This window comes from Streptomyces sp. NPDC058663 (assembly GCF_042716745.1).
GTDB lineage: Bacteria > Actinomycetota > Actinomycetes > Streptomycetales > Streptomycetaceae > Streptomyces.
This window is the reverse complement of the sequence record NZ_JBHXRV010000056.1, coordinates 1-15151: the sequence shown is the minus strand read 5'-3', so window position 1 is coordinate 15151 and position 15151 is coordinate 1. Positions and strand designations below refer to the sequence as shown.

Here is a 15151-nt window from a genome sequence, read left to right as displayed (position 1 = left end):
GTGCCTCCGCTCCCCCTCGCCGGAGCGGGTCAGCCGGCGTCGGGGTTGCGGGCGCCGGGGCCGGGACTCGTGGGGCCGGGACCCACCGCTCCCGGGCTCTCGGAGTCGAGGCCGTCGATCAGCCGGTCCAGGAAGCGGGTGAACATGGCGTCGGGCGACTGGGGGCGTGCGGGGGCGGCCAGTGCCGCGGCGAGTTCCGGGTGACGGCCGTCGGCGGCGACGGCGGCGAGGTAGCGGAGCTCGGCGGCCAGGCGGCCGGGATCGGTCGTGGCGGCGGACTGGGCGATCTCGTGGCCGGCGTACGCGGCGACGAAGCCGGTCAGCTGGCTGAAGACCTCGAGCTTCGTGGCGCCGTCCAGTCCGGTGGGACGCAGCGCGGCCAGGGCGTGTTCCAGGAAGGCCAGGGAGTGCGGGCCCAGCGAACGGCGCGTGCCGAGTGCCGCCGGGAGCCAGGGGTGGCGGTGCATGAGGCCGCGCTGGAGGTGCCCGATGGCCTTGAGGTCGGCGCGCCAGTCCCCCGACGGTTCCACCGCCGGCGCCAGCTCCCCGCTGACGTGGTCGACCATCAGCTCCAGGAGGGTCTCCTTGTCGGGCGCGTAGCTGTAGAGGGACATCACCCCGGCTCCGACCTCGGCGGCCACCCGGCGCATGGTCACCGCCTCCAGGCCCTCCGCGTCGGCCAGCGCGACCGCCGCGGCCGTGATCACCCCCCGGGAGAAGGCCGGCTTGCGGCCCCGGCCGGAGCGGGAGGTGCCGGAGCCCAGCCAGAGGCGCTGGGGGTCGGTGCCCGGGGCGGAATCCGCGTCCGTCCCGCCCGGAAGCCCCGCGGCCCTGGTGTCCGGTGCACTGTCCGGTTCGGTGTCCGGTTCCGTGCCCGCGCAGGGCTCCGTGTCGGTCCCCGGGGCGGGCTTCGTGAGGGATTCGTCGGCGTGGGGCATGGCGTGCTCACTCCTCTTGCTCCTGCTCGGCCCGGCTCTCCGGTGGGCTCCATCCAAGCATCCCCTATTCTCGTACACTGTACGGAAATTAGCGAGGGGATCCCCATGACCATGCACACGTCCCACGGCAAGCCGCCCCTGGCCGCACGCGCAATGCGGGCGAGCTGGCGCAGGAAGCTCCCGGCGGGGCAGTACGAAGTCCGCTGGGAGCCGGGCATCGAGGTGCCCGCCGCCGACGGCAGCCCGCTGCTCACCGACCACTGGTTCCCGCGCGCGGCAGGGGAGTTCCCCACCCTGCTGGTCCGCTCTCCGTACGGGCGGGGCGTGCCGTGGTCACCCCTGTACGGGACGCTCTTCGCCGAGCAGGGCTTCCACGTCGTGCTGCAGAGCTGCCGCGGTACCGGTGGCTCCGGCGGCACCTTCGACCTCTGGCGCAACGAGCCCGCCGACGGGCAGGCCGCGGTCGCCTGGCTGCGCGAACAGCCCTGGTTCAACGGGGTACTGGGCACGGCAGGACCCAGCTACCTCGGCTACGTGCAATGGGCCCTCGCCCTCGACCCGCCCCCCGAGCTCAAGGCGATGGCGATACAGGTGGGGGTGCACGACCTGCACGCCGAGTTCCACACCGACGGCGCACTCCACCTGGAGAACGCGCTCCTGGTCGGGGCCGGTATGACGTACCAGCACCGGGGTGTCGTCGCCTTCGTCGGGGCCGTGCTGCGCCTCCAGCGGCAGCTGCGCCGGATCACCACCGCACTGCCCCTGCGCGGTGCCCAGGCCGGTGCGCTGGGCACGATTCCCTGGCTGGACGAGGTGCTGACGCACCCCGACCCTCAGGACCCGTACTGGAAGGGGGCCTCGCTCGCCGAGGCCGCCGAACGGGTGACCGTACCCGTCGCCCTGGTCTCCGGGTGGTACGACGCGGTGGCCGGCCAGGGCTTCGAGCAGTACGCCAGGCTCCGGGCGGCGGGCCGCGAGAGGGCGCTGCTCATCGGGCCGTGGACCCACACCTCCGCGCTCCAGGAGGGCTGGCCGGTGGTGTTCGCCGAGACGCTGGCGTGGCTGCGTGCCCACCTCTGCGGTGACCCCTCCGGGCTGCGGCCCACCCGGGTACGGGTGCACGTCGGGGGCGGCGGGGCGGGGGAGTGGCGCGACCTCGACGAATGGCCGCCCGTCAGGGGTGAGGGGACGGTGGCCGACGAGGGGGCGGTCGCGGGCGGAGACGCCGGTACGCGCTCCTGGTTCGCGGCCCCCGACGGGCAGCTGGTCCGCCGGGCACCCTCGGACACGGAACCTCTGGCGGCCTTCCGTTACGACCCCGCCGACCCGACTCCCTCCGTGGGCGGCGCCCTGCTGTCGCGGGGCGCCGGGCCGCGCGACAACACCGCGCTGGAGGCCCGGAGCGACGTGCTCACCTTCACCGGTCCTGAGCTGACCGCACCCCTGGAGGTCCTCGGGCCGGTCTCCGCGCGGCTGCGGATCGTCGCGGACACCGGATTCGCCGATGTCTTCGTCCGGCTCTGCGACGTCGACGCACAGGGCCGCTCGGTCAACATCTGCGACGGCATCGCCGCGGTCCGCACCGCACAGGAGTACACCGAGGTGGCGCTGGGCTCCACCGCCCACCGCTTCGCCCCCGGGCACCGGATACGGCTCCAGGTCAGCGGTGGCGCCCACCCCCGCTACGCCCGCGGCACCGGCACCGGGGAACCGCCCGCGACGGCCACCGCCCTGGTACCGGTACGGCTCACCGTGCACGCGGGCTCGGCGCTGGTCCTCCCGTAACGCCGCGAGGCACCAACCGCGGGGAGACGCCGCGGTGGAACGGGCGACGCCCGGCCGGCCTGCGGGTGCACAGGCCGGCCGGGCGTACGCGCGGTCTCGCGGGGGCGTCACGGTGTCATCGCGACAAGGGAGCGACAAGGGAGCTGCTGTGCGTGCGGGACTACTTCACGGCCGCGAGAGCGGTGTCGTAGTCGGGCTCCTCGGTGATCTCGCCGACCAGCTCGGCGTGGAGGACCTTGTTGTCCTCGTCCAGGACGACGACGGCACGCGTGTTCAGACCCGCGAGCGGGCCGCTGACGAGGTCGACACCGTAGTCCTTGCGGAAGTCGGCGCTGCGGAAGGTGGAGAGGGTGGTGACGTTCTCCAGGCCCTCGGCACCGCAGAAGCGGCCCTGGGCGAACGGCAGGTCCGCCGAGACGCACAGCACCGCGGTGTTCTCCAGGCCCGCGGCCCGCTCGTTGAAGGTGCGGACCGACGTGGCGCAGGTGCCGGTGTCGATGCTCGGGAATATGTTGAGGACCTTCTTCTTCCCGGCGAAGTCCGCCAGGGTGACCTCGCCCAGGTCCTTGCCCACCAGGGTGAAGTCCGGAGCCGTGGCGCCGACCTGCACGAACGTGCCGTTGACGGACACCGGGCCGCCCTTGAAGTTCACTGTCCCAGTCATGCGGACCTCCATCGGTAGAGAGAAATAACAGCCGGCCGTACGAGAAGTACGACCGGCCCGCAGCCCCCATGATCGCCCCCCGTGATCCGCCCCCGGCGTGCGGGTACGTGTTCGGCGCGCGATCTCCGCGTTCTCCCGGACCGGCGGGCCCGGTGATCCCACGACCTCGGTGATCCCACGACTCCGGGATCAGGCGATCTCCGCGATCAGCCCCTCGACCATCACCTTGATCTCGTCGCGGATCGGGCGCACCGCCTCGACTCCCTGACCGGCCGGGTCTTCCAGCTTCCAGTCCAGGTATCGCTTGCCGGGGAAGACGGGGCAGGTGTCGCCGCAGCCCATCGTGATGCAGACGTCGGACTCCCGGACCGCGTCGACGGTGAGGATCTTCGGGGTCTCGGCGGAGATGTCGATGCCGACCTCGGCCATCGCCTCGACGGCGGCGGGGTTCACCGCGTCGCCCGGGTCCGAGCCCGCGGAGCGGACCTCGACGCGGTCCCCTGCGAGGTGGGTCAGCCACGCGGCGGCCATCTGGGAACGGCCGGCGTTGTGGACACAGACGAACAGCACAGAGGGCTTCTCGGACATCAGGAGGTCTCTCTCATCTCAAACTCGAATCAGGGGCGAGTGATATCAGCACCTGATGGCGTCAGTGACCGCTGATGTGACAGTATCAGCGCATGATGACGTCAGTCGACACTGAACTGATCCGGGTGCTGGCCGATCCGCTCCGCCTGCGGATCGTGACCCTGCTCGCCCGCGAGACGCTGTGCACCACCCACCTGGTGGAGGAGACCGGCGCCAAGCAGACCAACCTCTCCAACCACCTGAAGGTGCTGCGGGATGCCGGGGTCGTGGAGACCGAACCGTGCGGGCGCTTCACCTACTACAAGCTGCGCCCGGACGTCATCGCCCAGCTCGCGGGCCAGTTCGCCGACCTGGCCGACTCCGCCCGTACCGCCGCCGAGAACAAGAGGGCCTGTCCGTGACCCCCACGCAAGCACCCGCGACGGCCGGGGAATCCTCGGTCGTCAGGAAGCTGTCCACCCTGGACCGCTTCCTCGCCGTCTGGATCCTCCTGGCCATGGCGCTGGGCCTGGGCCTTGGCAGACTGATCCCGGGGCTGAACGACGCACTGGCGAAGATGGAGATCGGTGGCATCTCGCTGCCCATCGCCGTCGGGCTGCTGATCATGATGTACCCGGTCCTGGCCAAGGTCCGCTACGACAAGCTCGACGCGGTCACCGGCGACCGCAAACTGATGGTCTCCTCGCTGGTCGTCAACTGGATCGTCGGTCCTGCCGTCATGTTCGCGCTGGCCTGGATCTTCCTGCCCGACCTGCCCGAGTACCGCACCGGCCTGATCATCGTCGGCCTGGCCCGCTGCATCGCCATGGTCATCATCTGGAACGACCTCGCCTGCGGCGACCGTGAGGCCGCCGCCGTCCTGGTCGCCCTCAACTCGGTCTTCCAGGTCGTCGCGTTCGGCCTGCTCGGCTGGCTCTACCTCGACCTGCTGCCCGGCTGGCTCGGACTGGGCGAGGGCGAGACGCTGGACATCTCCATGTGGAAGATCGCCCTCAATGTCGTCATCTTCCTGGGGGTACCGCTGCTCGCAGGGTTCCTCACCCGCCGTCTGGGTGAGAAGAGGATGGGGCGCGAGTCCTATGAGGCGGGGTTCCTGCCGAGGATCGGCCCCTGGGCGCTCTACGGCCTGCTCTTCACGATCGTCATCCTCTTCGCGCTCCAGGGGAAGACGATCACCTCGCAGCCGTTGGACGTCGTCCGCATCGCCCTGCCGCTGCTCGTCTACTTCGCGATCATGTTCTTCGGCACCTTCCTGCTGGGCAAGGCCATCGGCCTGGCCTACGACCGCACCGCCACGCTGGCCTTCACGGCGGCGGGCAACAACTTCGAGCTGGCCATCGCCGTCGCCATCGCCACCTTCGGCGTGACCTCGGGGCAGGCCCTCTCCGGTGTCGTCGGCCCGCTGATCGAGGTACCGGTCCTGATCGCCCTCGTGTACGTGGCCCTGGCCTGGCGCAAGAAGTTCGCCCCGGCCGCACTCACCACGAGCACCACCACGCACTGAAGCGCGGCCCCGGCGACCGCCGGGTCAGGTGCGCCGAGGGCATCCGCCGGACCGGCGGATGCCGGTGCCCGGTGCAAGACTGAAATCCGGGGCCGGGCCCCGCTCCCCGCGTCCGCGGCGGGTGGCCCCGGCGAGGATTCGTCGAAGGAGAGCCCAGCATGCTCAGCACCGATTTCGTGACCGGGTCACCCAATTGGCTCGATCTCGGCAGCCCCGACACCGCCGCCTCCGCCCGGTTCTACGGGGCCGTCTTCGGCTGGGACTTCCAGTCCGCAGGGCCCGACGCCGGCGGCTACGGCTTCTTCCAGAAGGGCGGCAGGACCCTCGCCGCCCTCGGGCCCCTCACCGAGGAGGGTGCGAGCCCGGCCTGGACGGTCTACTTCCGGACCCCCGACGCGGATGCCACGGCCAAGGCGGTGGAGCAGGGCGGGGGCACGGTGCGGGTCGAGGCGTTCGATGTCATGGACGCCGGGCGGATGGCCTGTCTCACCGACCCGGGCGGCGCCGACTTCGCCGTGTGGCAGTCCGCCGCGGTCAAGGGCCTGGAGGCGACCTCGGAGGGCGGCGCCCTGTGCTGGGTCGAACTGCACGTCCCGGACCCGTCGGCCGCCCTCTCCTTCTACCGCTCGCTGTTCGGCTGGCGGAGCCAGGAGATGGCGGTGCCGGAAATGGCCTACACCGTGCTCTCCACGGCAGAAGGAGAGCTGGAGGACGCCACCTTCGGCGGCCTCGCCGCGGCCCGGGAGGGCATGGAGCCCCGCTGGATGCCGTACTTCGACTCGCCGGACGTCGACGCCACGGTCAGCAGGGCCCAGGAGAACGGCGGCTCCGTGCTGGTAGCGGCCTCGGACGTCCCCGACGTCGGCCGGATCGCCTGGCTCGCCGACCCCTTCGGCGCTCCGTTCGCGGTCATCGCACCCCGCCCCGCCGCCTGACCCCGGCTCCGCAGTCCCCGCAGAAGTCCGGCCGGGGCGGGACCGGAGGCAGCCCGCTCGTTCTGCGCCCGGCCGGAGGGGCCAGAAGGCCCGCGCGTTCCGTGCCCGGCCGGAGGGGTGCCAGAAGGCAGCCCGCGCGTTCCGTGCCCGGCCGGGCCGCCCCCTCGATTGCTGTGCGGCGATGACACGCACCCCCTTTGATTCGACGAATGTCTATGTTGACGTTCATCAATGCAGATGGCATGCTGACGGCGCAAGCCATCGACAGACGTCGAAACAACTCGGGAGTCATCGTGAACGCGCCCACCGCCGCCCTGCCCGTCGTGGTGATCGGAGCCGGTCCCGCCGGTCTGGCCGCCGCCGCCCACCTCGTCGGCCGCGGTACGGACTTCCTGGTCCTGGAGGCGGGCCCCGCGGCCGGCAGCGCGGTGCGCGAGTGGGGGCACGTACGACTGTTCTCGACCTGGTCCGAGGTCGTGGACCCGGCCGCCGAGAAGCTCCTCTTCCCCACCGGCTGGACCGCACCCGACGGCGCCACCTGCCCCACCGGCGCGGACTGGGCGCAGAAGTACCTCCAGCCGCTCGCCGACGCTCTGGGCGACAAGGTCCGTTACGGCGCCACCGTCACCGGCGTCTCCCGCCTCGGCCGGGACCGCATCGTCGACGCCGACCGCGAGCAGCAGCCCTTCACCGTCCGTGTCCGGCACGCGGACGGCACGGAGGAGCGGGTCCTCGCCCGGGCCGTGATCGACGCCTCCGGCACCTGGTCCACCCCCGGCCCGATCGGCGGCGACGGCCTCCCCGCCCTCGGCGAGCACGCAGCCTCGGCCCGTATCTCGTACCGCGTCCCCGACCTCGGGGACCCCGCCGTCCGCGCCCGGTACGCCGGAAAGCGCACCGCCGTCATCGGCTCCGGCGCCTCGGCCTTCACCGCGCTCGCCTCGCTCGCCGACCTCGCGAAGGACGCGCCCGGCACCCACTCCGTGTGGATCCTGCGCCGGGGCATCAGCGGCTCCACCTTCGGCGGGGGCGCCGCCGACGAGCTCCCCGCCCGCGGCGCCCTGGGGCTGGCCGCGAAGGCGGCCGTCGACAACGGGTACGCGGACGCGGTCACCGGCTTCCGCACGGAAGCCGTCGAACGCGGCGACGACGGGCGCGTGACCCTGGTGGGGGACGACGGACGCCGGCTCGACCCGGTCGACGAGGTCATCGTCCTGACCGGTCTGCGCCCCGACCTGTCGTTCCTGTCCGAACTCCGCCTCGGCCTGGACGAGCGCCTCCAGGCACCCGTGGAACTGGCCCCCCTGATCGACCCCAACCAGCACTCCTGCGGCACCGTCTACCCGCACGGCCACCGCGAACTGTCCCACCCCGAATCCGGCGTCCACCTCGTCGGCATGAAGTCCTACGGCCGCGCCCCCACCTTCCTCGCCATGACCGGATACGAGCAGGTCCGCTCCGTCACCGCCGCCCTCACCGGTGACCTGGAGTCCGCCGACCGCGTCGAGCTCACCCTCCCCGAGACCGGCGTCTGCGGCGGCGCGGGACTCTTCGAGGACGCCGCAGCGCAAGGGGCGGAGGGCGGCTGCTGCGCCCCGGCACCCGCTGCGGTGCAGATCGGTAGCGCCGTACCTGCCGCCGGGGAGCCCGCGCAGACCGGCGGCTGCTGCGCCTGACCGGGGCCGGTTCCCGCGGGGCCGCGACCGGAGCGGGGGGCCGGTCGCGGCCCCGTGCCGTGCTCCCGGCCCTACCGACGGCGGTTCGGCGCTCTGGCGGCCCGCTCCGTGCTCAAGATTCTGGTCGCACCGCGCGCGGCTCCGCGGGCCGCGGAGGAAGCTGCTCCCCGGACCACGGGAGCAGCCGCTCCCCGGGCCGCGGGTGAGGTGGTGGCCAGTGCGGCCGGATACACCGCCCACGGCCCGAAGCGCCGGCGTGCCCTGTCCGCCGCCTTCTCCACGGCGTGGGCGCGTTCGTCACCGGGGTTCAGGGAGAGCTGACGGTAGGCGCCGTCGGCCGGTGACAAGCCGTCGGCGCGCAGCGCGAAGGCCCTGACCCTGGCACGCTGCAGCCCGAGACCGGCCAGGAGCCCCAGGGCGTCCGCGGTGAGGGCGGCCGAATGGCTGGTGGGTTCCGCCGGTGCGCGCGTGCGGGTGGTGGAACTGCGGTCGGCGTAGCGCACGGTGAGGGTGAGACGGCTGGTGACCTGGTTCTCGCCGCGCAGCCGCTGCCCGATCCGCTCGGCGAGTTCCAGGACCGCCCGGTGGTGCTGCACCGGGTCCAGACAGTCCCGGTCGAGCACCACGTCCGCCGTCAGATGCGCCGCCGGTTCCTTGGGCACGACAGGGCGGGGGTCCAGGCCGCGGGCGCGTTCGGCCAGCAGCCTCGCCTGACCGGCGCCGAGCAGGCGCTGCAGGGTCGGCGCGGGGAGGTCGGCGACCTGACCGATGGTGTACAGGCCGTACTTGGTGAGCGTTTCCGCCGTACTGCGGCCCACGCCCGGCAGCGCGGTGACCGGGCGGGGGCGCAGCCAGGCGGCGGCCTGCTCCTCGGTGACCCAGGTGGTGTCTCCCGGTGCGGACGTGTCCGCCGCCATGGCGGCCAGCATGCGGTTGCCCGCGAGGCCGGCGCTGCAGTCGATGCCGTGGAGGGCCTTCAGCCGCATCTTCGCCAGCTGGACGACGTCGTACGGCGACAGGTCGAAGTACCTGAGGGCGGACGTCAGGTCGAGCTGCACGGCGCAGGGCGGGAGCGCGTGGACATGGGGCGTGACGCCCGACAGCAGCTCGACGATCCCGTCGAGCTGCTCCTCGCTCAGCGGGGCGTGCAGATGGAGGTGGGCGATGTGCCGCCGGCGTGTGGTCATCCCGCGCTCCCCGGGCTCGTGTAGCCGAACTTCTTCAGGTCGGCCGACCGGCTCCCGGCCGGCTGGAGGTCGGCGTACGGGTGCAGGCGGGCGCCGGTGGTGCCGTTGGCGAGGGTGCGCCGGGGCTGGGCGGGGGTCGGGTGCGGGCGGCTCTCGCCGAGCAGGGCGAGGGCCGCCTCCGGTCCTTCGTCGCGGCGGGCGGCGGCGATCCTGTCCAGGTCCCAGGCCATGGTGCCGACGACGGTGCGGCGGGTGCCGCGGACCTGGACCGTGCCGCGGACCAGCAGCAGACCGCTGTGGAAGACGGTGTGCGCGCAGTCCCGGTGGGAGTCCTCGAAGAACGCCAGGTCGACCAGGCCCGCGCCGTCCTCCAGGGTGACGAAGATGATCCGCTTACCGCTGGCGATCGGCGGGGTCTGGGTGGAGGCCCGTACCCCGGCCACCAGGACCTGCTGTCCGGCGCGCAGACCGGCCAGGTGCGTCGAGTCGGTCGCGCCGATCTCCCGCAGCAGCCGGTGGTGATGCTCCATCAGGTGCTTGGAGACGTCGATGCCGAGCGTGTTCAGTTCCGCGCTCAGCGCCTCCCGTCCGGTCAGTTCCGGCAGACCGCTCGGCTCCTCCCCGCCGGTGGCGGCCGTCTCCAGGGGCAGTTGTCCCTCGCCCGCGGACCGGGTACGGGAGTGCCGGTGGAGTTCGGCGATCTGGAGCATCAGGTCGCGCCGGGTGAGCCGGCCGTCGTGGAGGCCGCGCAGGGCGCCGACCTCCGCGAGGCGTTCGGCGACCGGTCTGCTGGGGCGGGCCCGCTGCCAGAAGTCCGACAGGGATCCGTACGGCCGGCCCTCCTCGATCCGTACGCACTCCTCCTCGCTCATTCCCCGTACGGCGCTCAACGCCAGCCGCACTCCCCACCGCTCCCCTTCGGTCCGCTCCACGGTGTGCTTGGCCCCGGAGTGGTTGACGTCGATGGGCAGCACGGGCACACCGTGGCGGCGGGCGTCGGCGACCAGGACGCGCTTGGGCCACATGCCCGGGTCGTGTTCGAGGAGCCCGGCCAGCAGGAAGGCAGGGTGGTGGGCCTTGAGCCAGGCACTCTGCAGGGCGGGCACGGCGAAGGCCACCGCGTGCGCGCGGCAGAACCCGTACGCCCCGAAGGCCTCGACGGTCCGCCACACCTCGTCGCGCACCCCGGCGTCGTAACCGCGGGCGCGTGCCTGGCCGTGGAACCACTCCTTGATCCTGGGCAGCCGGTTCTTGTCGCCGAGGGCCCGCCGGGCGACCTCGGCCATGGCGCGGTCGCAGCCGGTCAGCACCGACAGCGTCTCGATGATCTGCTCGTGCCAGATGGTCACGCCGTAGGTGTCGGCGAGCACCGGCTCCAGGTCGGGGTGGGCGTAGACCGGGGTGCCGCCGTGGCGGGCGGCGATGTACCGCTCGGGCATGCCCCCGGCGACCGGCCCCGGACGGAAGAGACTGATGTCGGCGATGACGTCCTGCGGGTCGCGGGGCTGCAGCCGGGACAGCAGGTCCTGCTGTCCCGGCGACTCCAGCTGGAACATCCCCAGGGTCTGGCTGTCCTGGATGAGCTTGAACGCGAAGACGTCGTCGAGCGGCACCTGGTCGGGGTCGTCCAGGTCGACGCGGTCGCCGGTGACGCGTTCGAGCTCGGTGACCGCGTGGGCCATGGAGGACAGCATCCGCACCCCCAGGATGTCCAGTTTGATGTTGCCCAGCGCCTCGGTCTCCTCCTTGGCCGCCATGGCCATGGGGTAGTCGCCCTGGGGGGTGGGCTGCACCGGCAGCCGGTCCAGGAGCGTCGCGTCGCTGATGACCACGCCGCAGGGGTGCATGGCCATGCCGTGCACCAGGGAGTCGAGCCCCTCGGCGAGCTCCCACAGCGGCCCGTACCTGTGCGCCTCGGCCGACAGCTGCCGCAGCTCCGGCAGTTCGGCGAGGGCGCCGGTGATGTCGCAGGCCCGCAGGTGGGGGAAGCTCTTGGCGATCCGGTCGACCTCCGCCGGAGCGATTCCCAGGGCCAGACCGGTGTCGCGCAGGGCACGGCGGGCCCGGTAGGTCTCGGGCATGGCGGTGACCGCCACCCGCTCCTTGCCGAACCGGTCGAAGACCGCGTCGTAGCACTCCAGCCTTCTGGCGGACTCCACGTCGATGTCGATGTCGGGGAGTGACGCCCGGCGCTCGCTCAGAAAGCGTTCGAACAGCAGGCGGTGGTCGAGGGGGTTGGCGGTGGCGATGCCCAGCGTGTGGCAGACCAGCGACCCGGCGCCCGAGCCGCGGGCGGAGACCCGGATGCCCTTCTCCCGGATGTCGGTCACGACCTGGCCGACGGCGAGGAAGTACGAGTCGTAGCGCAGCCGGGAGATCACCGTGAGCTCCTCGTCCAGCCGGCCGAGTGCGACCGGGTCGCGGTCGAGGCCGCGCCGGGCCATCCCGGCCTCGCACCGCCGGCGCAGCAGCTGCGCGGCGCCGTCCGCCCCGGGCCCGGCTCCGAGCACCTGAGGTTCCGGGAAGTGCGGCACGCCGAGGCCCAGGTCCGCCGGTCCCACGGTGCACGCGGCGGCCGTGGCCGCGGTGTCCGCCAGCAGGCGCTCCGCCCGCCGGGGGGAGGCCCCGGCGGACTCGGCGATCATCCGCGCGATGCCCGTCATTGCTCCTCCGTCCTTGAGCCAGCGCTGCCCGCTGTCCAGTCGGCGCCGGTCGATGGGTCGCAACAGCCGTGCCGCGTCCAGGACATCGGCGAGCCGGTGCTGGTCGGGGTCGGCGTAGCGCACCGCGTTCGAGAGCACGGCCGTGGCGCCGGTGCGGTCGGCCAGGGCCAGCGCGCGGGCGGCCAGCCGGAGGGATCCCGGGCCGATGCTGAAACGTTTCTGCGCAACGGCCTCCAGCCGTACCCCGCTTCCGAAGATCTCCTGCCACGGAGCCAGCAGCTTCATGGCGACGTCCTCCCTGCCCGCGGCCAGTGCCCGGACCGGCTCCGAGAGCGGGCCGAGCAGCACTGTCAGGCCGGAGCCGCCGTACTCCCGCAACGCCTCCCACGGCACGACGGGCGCCCCGTCCGGGGCGTGGGCGTGGGCGGCCGAGGTGAGGCGGCACAGCCGTGCCCATCCCGCCCGGTTCTGCGCCAGCAGCGCGAACCGCAGGGGCGGCTCGACCACGTGCGCACCGCCGCGGACCGGGGTGCGGCGCCGCTGGGCGGGGGGAGGGGGTGCGAGGGCCTCCACCGCGAGGTCGATGCCGAAGAGCGGCCGGACCCCTTCCGCCGCGCAGGCCCTGGCGAACCGGACGGCGCCGGTGACGGTGTCCCGGTCGGTGAGCGCGAGCTCCCCAATGCCCCGCTCAGCCGCCCGCCGGGCCAGTTGCTCGGGGTGCGAGGCGCCGTAGCGCAGGGAGTAACCGGACGCGACGTGCAGGTGCGCGAAGCCCGTCATGCCGCACCTCCCTCACTTGCCCCCTCCGTACCAGCTGCCCGATAGGTCAATCGTACGTTCGTTCGATAACTGTAGCTCAGGATTCGAACGTGCGATCGTATTCATCTGCCGGCGCTCAGCCGGGGAGGGGTCTGTCGCCCCATCGCTGGTGGTTGGCTAAATGGAGGATGCCTCCGTATCTTTGGAGAGGTAAACCGGAAGCGGCCTCCGCTTTTTTTCTTTCCGGCCCCCTCCCGCCGGCCCCTCCGTCCGGCAGCAAGGACCCGCGCGTCATGAAGCTCTCCCTCGTCGAACTGGCGGGCGTCACCCAGGGAACCGACAAGCCGCAGGCCCTGGAGGAGGCCCTGGCCGCCGCGCGGCAGGCGGAGGACCTCGGCTACCACCGCATCTGGTACGCCGAGCACCACAACACCGCCTCCCTGGCGTCCCAGGCCCCCGAGATCCTGATCGCCCTGGCCGCGCGCGCCACGGAGCGCATCCGGGTGGGTTCCGGCGCGGTGCTGCTCAACCACTACAGCCCGTTCAAGGTCGCCGAGACCTTCCTCCAGCTCGAAGCCCTGGCACCCGGCCGTATCGACCTGGGGCTGGGCCGCGCCACCGCAGGACCGGTGGCCGACCTCGCCCTGCGCCGTGACCGGCGCGCACAGGTGGCGGACGACTTCGCCCTCCAGAGCCGGGAGTTCGCCCTCCAGGTCCAGGAGGTCCTCGGCCACCTGCGCGGCGACCTCCCGGCGGACCACCCCCTCGCGGAACTCGACCCGGCGGCCGGCATCCCGACCCGGCCCGAGGTGTGGCTGCTCGGCTCCTCGGGCACCAGCGCCGAGCTGGCCGGGCGGCTGGGCCTGGGGTACGCGTTCGCCGGCTTCATCAACCCGGACCTGGCCCGCCGGTCCCTGCTGCGCCATCGCGCGGGGTTCGCCGGCGGCCCCGAGGGGATGGCCGGCGACCGGTCGGTCCTGGCGGTCCACGCCGTCGCGGCCGACACCGACGCCGAGGCACAGCGGCTGAGCTGGTCGGCGCGGGCCACCCTCGCCCGGCTGGCCCGCACCGGGGCTTCCGCGGACGTGCCGACCGTGGACGTGGCCGCCCGCGAGCTGACCCGGGCAGAGAAGGACACCCCCACGGTCATCGCGGACGGCGTCTGGCCCCGGCTGCTCGCGGGAAGCCCGGACACCGTCCGGGACCAGATCGAGCAGATGACCGAGGCGACCGGCGTCCGGGAAGTGATGGTCCAGGACCTCGTCGCCGACCCGCAGGCCCGCGCGCACTCCCGCGCCCTGCTCGCCGGAGCCCTCGGTGCCGCACCGGCCGCCGCGGCCAGGGCCGGTTCGTCCGGCTGAGGCGGGAGGACACAAGGCGCTCCTCGCGACCGTCGCGGTCGCCTGGACCCGAGGCACCGGTGCCGCCGGCGGGGAACCCCTCGACCGCCTCCGCGCGCTCGTCGCGGGCGGCTGTCGCGAAAGGGGCGGCAGGGCGTAACCGCCCGGCCGCCCCTCCTGCCCTCAGGTCCGCGGGGGCCGTGACCCGTCAGGCCGGGGCAGCAGCCTGCTTGCGGGCCACGTAGACGGTGTTGGTCGCCGTCCCGCCCTGCAAGGGGTTGGCGAAGTCGACGACGTGCGCCTCGGCCTCGGGGAAGACTGCCGTGAGTACCGAGTGGAACTCCTCGTCCGGCGGGTCGTTCGACCACAGGGCGAAGACCCCGTGCGGATGGAGGTGCGCGGCGAGCGCGCGCAGTCCTTCGGGCCGGTAGAGGGCGGCGTGCCGGGGGTGCAGGACATGGCGCGGCGAGTGGTCCACGTCCAGGAGTACGGCGTGGAACCGGCGCCCCGGCTGCTGCGGGTCCAGTCCGCTCTCGTCGGCGGCCATCGCGAAGAAGTCGCCATGGACCAGCCGGCAGCGGGTGTCCGAGGCCAGACCGGCCCCCAGGGGAACCAGGCCGCGCCGGTGCCAGTCGATGACTTCGGCGAGGGCGTCGACGACGGTCAGCGAGCACACCCGCGGGTCGTCCAGCGCCGCCCGCGCGGTGTACCCGAGCCCCAGACCGCCCACGGCGACGTCCAGTCGAGCGTCCTGGGGCCAGGGCGCCAGGCCGAGCCGGGTGAGGGCGATCTCGCCGGCCGTGAAGAGGCTGGACATCAGGTACTCGTCGCCGAGCTTCACCTCGTACACGTCCTCGCCCGTCGACGGGTCCCGCCGGCGTCTGAGGCTGATCTCGCCGATCGGCGTCGTCCGCCAGTCGATCTCCTCGAACCGGACGCTCATCCGTGCACCTCTCCGCGGGGTCTGGGGCTGGGGACCGGGATCCGGGGTGGCGGGGGCGGAGCCCCCGCACCCCCGGGCCGGCAGGCGGCGATGATGTAGGGGCTGTTCAGCCGGTTGCGGGGGTGGGGGCGTAAAGCCCCGGTCCCGCCCGCGCGGGGGGTGAGCTGGT

At 73.0% G+C, this 15151-nt stretch carries 12 protein-coding genes; 6 read left to right on the top strand and 6 right to left on the bottom strand.

Annotated elements, in window-relative coordinates; all coding sequences use genetic code 11:
- Positions 1-29 precede the first annotated feature (29 nt).
- A complete protein-coding gene (locus tag ACFWVV_RS31710; protein ID WP_384345418.1) occupies positions 30-938 on the bottom strand; it encodes a TetR/AcrR family transcriptional regulator in 909 nt (302 codons plus the stop codon).
- Between the two features lie 105 nt (positions 939-1043).
- On the opposite strand from ACFWVV_RS31710, the gene ACFWVV_RS31705 reads away from it, so the two are divergent.
- A complete protein-coding gene (locus ACFWVV_RS31705) occupies positions 1044-2723 on the top strand; it encodes a CocE/NonD family hydrolase (protein WP_384345416.1) in 1680 nt (559 codons plus the stop codon).
- Between the two features lie 160 nt (positions 2724-2883).
- On the opposite strand, the gene tpx is transcribed toward ACFWVV_RS31705, so the two are convergent.
- Positions 2884-3387, bottom strand: a complete 504-nt coding sequence (tpx, locus tag ACFWVV_RS31700; RefSeq protein WP_384345413.1) for a thiol peroxidase — start codon at positions 3385-3387, stop codon at positions 2884-2886.
- A 189-nt stretch (positions 3388-3576) separates the two neighbouring features.
- Entirely contained in the window at positions 3577-3975 is a 399-nt protein-coding gene (locus ACFWVV_RS31695; RefSeq protein ID WP_384345410.1) for an arsenate reductase ArsC, read from the bottom strand.
- Between the two features lie 92 nt (positions 3976-4067).
- On the opposite strand from ACFWVV_RS31695, the gene ACFWVV_RS31690 reads away from it, so the two are divergent.
- From ACFWVV_RS31690 to ACFWVV_RS31675, 4 genes are all read left to right on the top strand, one after another.
- Positions 4068-4376: an ArsR/SmtB family transcription factor gene (locus ACFWVV_RS31690; RefSeq protein ID WP_384345407.1), complete on the top strand. Its 309-nt coding sequence runs from the start codon at positions 4068-4070 to the stop codon at positions 4374-4376.
- Entirely contained in the window at positions 4373-5479 is a 1107-nt protein-coding gene (gene arsB, locus ACFWVV_RS31685) for an ACR3 family arsenite efflux transporter (protein ID WP_384345404.1), read from the top strand. Before ACFWVV_RS31690 ends, arsB begins: the two co-directional genes overlap by 4 nt.
- Before the next feature lie 158 nt (positions 5480-5637).
- Positions 5638-6414, top strand: a complete 777-nt coding sequence (locus tag ACFWVV_RS31680) for a VOC family protein (protein WP_384345401.1) — start codon at positions 5638-5640, stop codon at positions 6412-6414.
- Between the two features lie 293 nt (positions 6415-6707).
- Complete coding sequence (locus ACFWVV_RS31675; protein ID WP_384345398.1) at positions 6708-8090, top strand: NAD(P)-binding domain-containing protein; 1383 nt, start codon at positions 6708-6710, stop codon at positions 8088-8090.
- 71 nt (positions 8091-8161) lie between these two features.
- Here ACFWVV_RS31675 and ACFWVV_RS31670 read toward each other — a convergent pair whose 3' ends face one another.
- Positions 8162-9277, bottom strand: a complete 1116-nt coding sequence (locus ACFWVV_RS31670; protein WP_384345395.1) for an ImpB/MucB/SamB family protein — start codon at positions 9275-9277, stop codon at positions 8162-8164.
- Entirely contained in the window at positions 9274-12720 is a 3447-nt protein-coding gene (locus ACFWVV_RS31665; RefSeq protein ID WP_384345392.1) for a DNA polymerase III subunit alpha, read from the bottom strand. The genes ACFWVV_RS31670 and ACFWVV_RS31665 overlap by 4 nt, the downstream gene beginning before the upstream one ends.
- A 272-nt stretch (positions 12721-12992) precedes the next feature.
- On the opposite strand from ACFWVV_RS31665, the gene ACFWVV_RS31660 reads away from it, so the two are divergent.
- Positions 12993-14060, top strand: a complete 1068-nt coding sequence (locus ACFWVV_RS31660) for an MsnO8 family LLM class oxidoreductase (protein ID WP_384345389.1) — start codon at positions 12993-12995, stop codon at positions 14058-14060.
- A gap of 187 nt (positions 14061-14247) precedes the next feature.
- Here the strand turns inward: ACFWVV_RS31660 and ACFWVV_RS31655 are convergent, their stop codons facing one another.
- Positions 14248-14982 carry a spermidine synthase gene (locus tag ACFWVV_RS31655; protein WP_384345386.1) on the bottom strand — a complete coding sequence of 245 codons (735 nt, stop codon included), beginning with the start codon at positions 14980-14982 and terminating at the stop codon, positions 14248-14250.
- Positions 14983-15151 lie beyond the last annotated feature (169 nt).

Excerpts from the sequence above, each read along its gene's own strand:
- ACFWVV_RS31710 (WP_384345418.1), bottom strand. The coding sequence starts at position 938 with ATGCCCCACGCCGACGAATCCCTCACGAAGCCCGCCCCGGGGACCGAC.
- ACFWVV_RS31705 (WP_384345416.1), top strand. The coding sequence starts at position 1,044 with ATGACCATGCACACGTCCCACGGCAAGCCGCCCCTGGCCGCACGCGCA.
- tpx (WP_384345413.1), bottom strand. The coding sequence starts at position 3,387 with ATGACTGGGACAGTGAACTTCAAGGGCGGCCCGGTGTCCGTCAACGGC.
- ACFWVV_RS31695 (WP_384345410.1), bottom strand. The coding sequence starts at position 3,975 with ATGTCCGAGAAGCCCTCTGTGCTGTTCGTCTGTGTCCACAACGCCGGC.
- ACFWVV_RS31690 (WP_384345407.1), top strand. The coding sequence starts at position 4,068 with ATGATGACGTCAGTCGACACTGAACTGATCCGGGTGCTGGCCGATCCG.
- ACFWVV_RS31680 (WP_384345401.1), top strand. The coding sequence starts at position 5,638 with ATGCTCAGCACCGATTTCGTGACCGGGTCACCCAATTGGCTCGATCTC.
- ACFWVV_RS31670 (WP_384345395.1), bottom strand. The coding sequence starts at position 9,277 with ATGACCACACGCCGGCGGCACATCGCCCACCTCCATCTGCACGCCCCG.
- ACFWVV_RS31665 (WP_384345392.1), bottom strand. The coding sequence starts at position 12,720 with ATGACGGGCTTCGCGCACCTGCACGTCGCGTCCGGTTACTCCCTGCGC.
- ACFWVV_RS31660 (WP_384345389.1), top strand. The coding sequence starts at position 12,993 with ATGAAGCTCTCCCTCGTCGAACTGGCGGGCGTCACCCAGGGAACCGAC.
- ACFWVV_RS31655 (WP_384345386.1), bottom strand. The coding sequence starts at position 14,982 with ATGAGCGTCCGGTTCGAGGAGATCGACTGGCGGACGACGCCGATCGGC.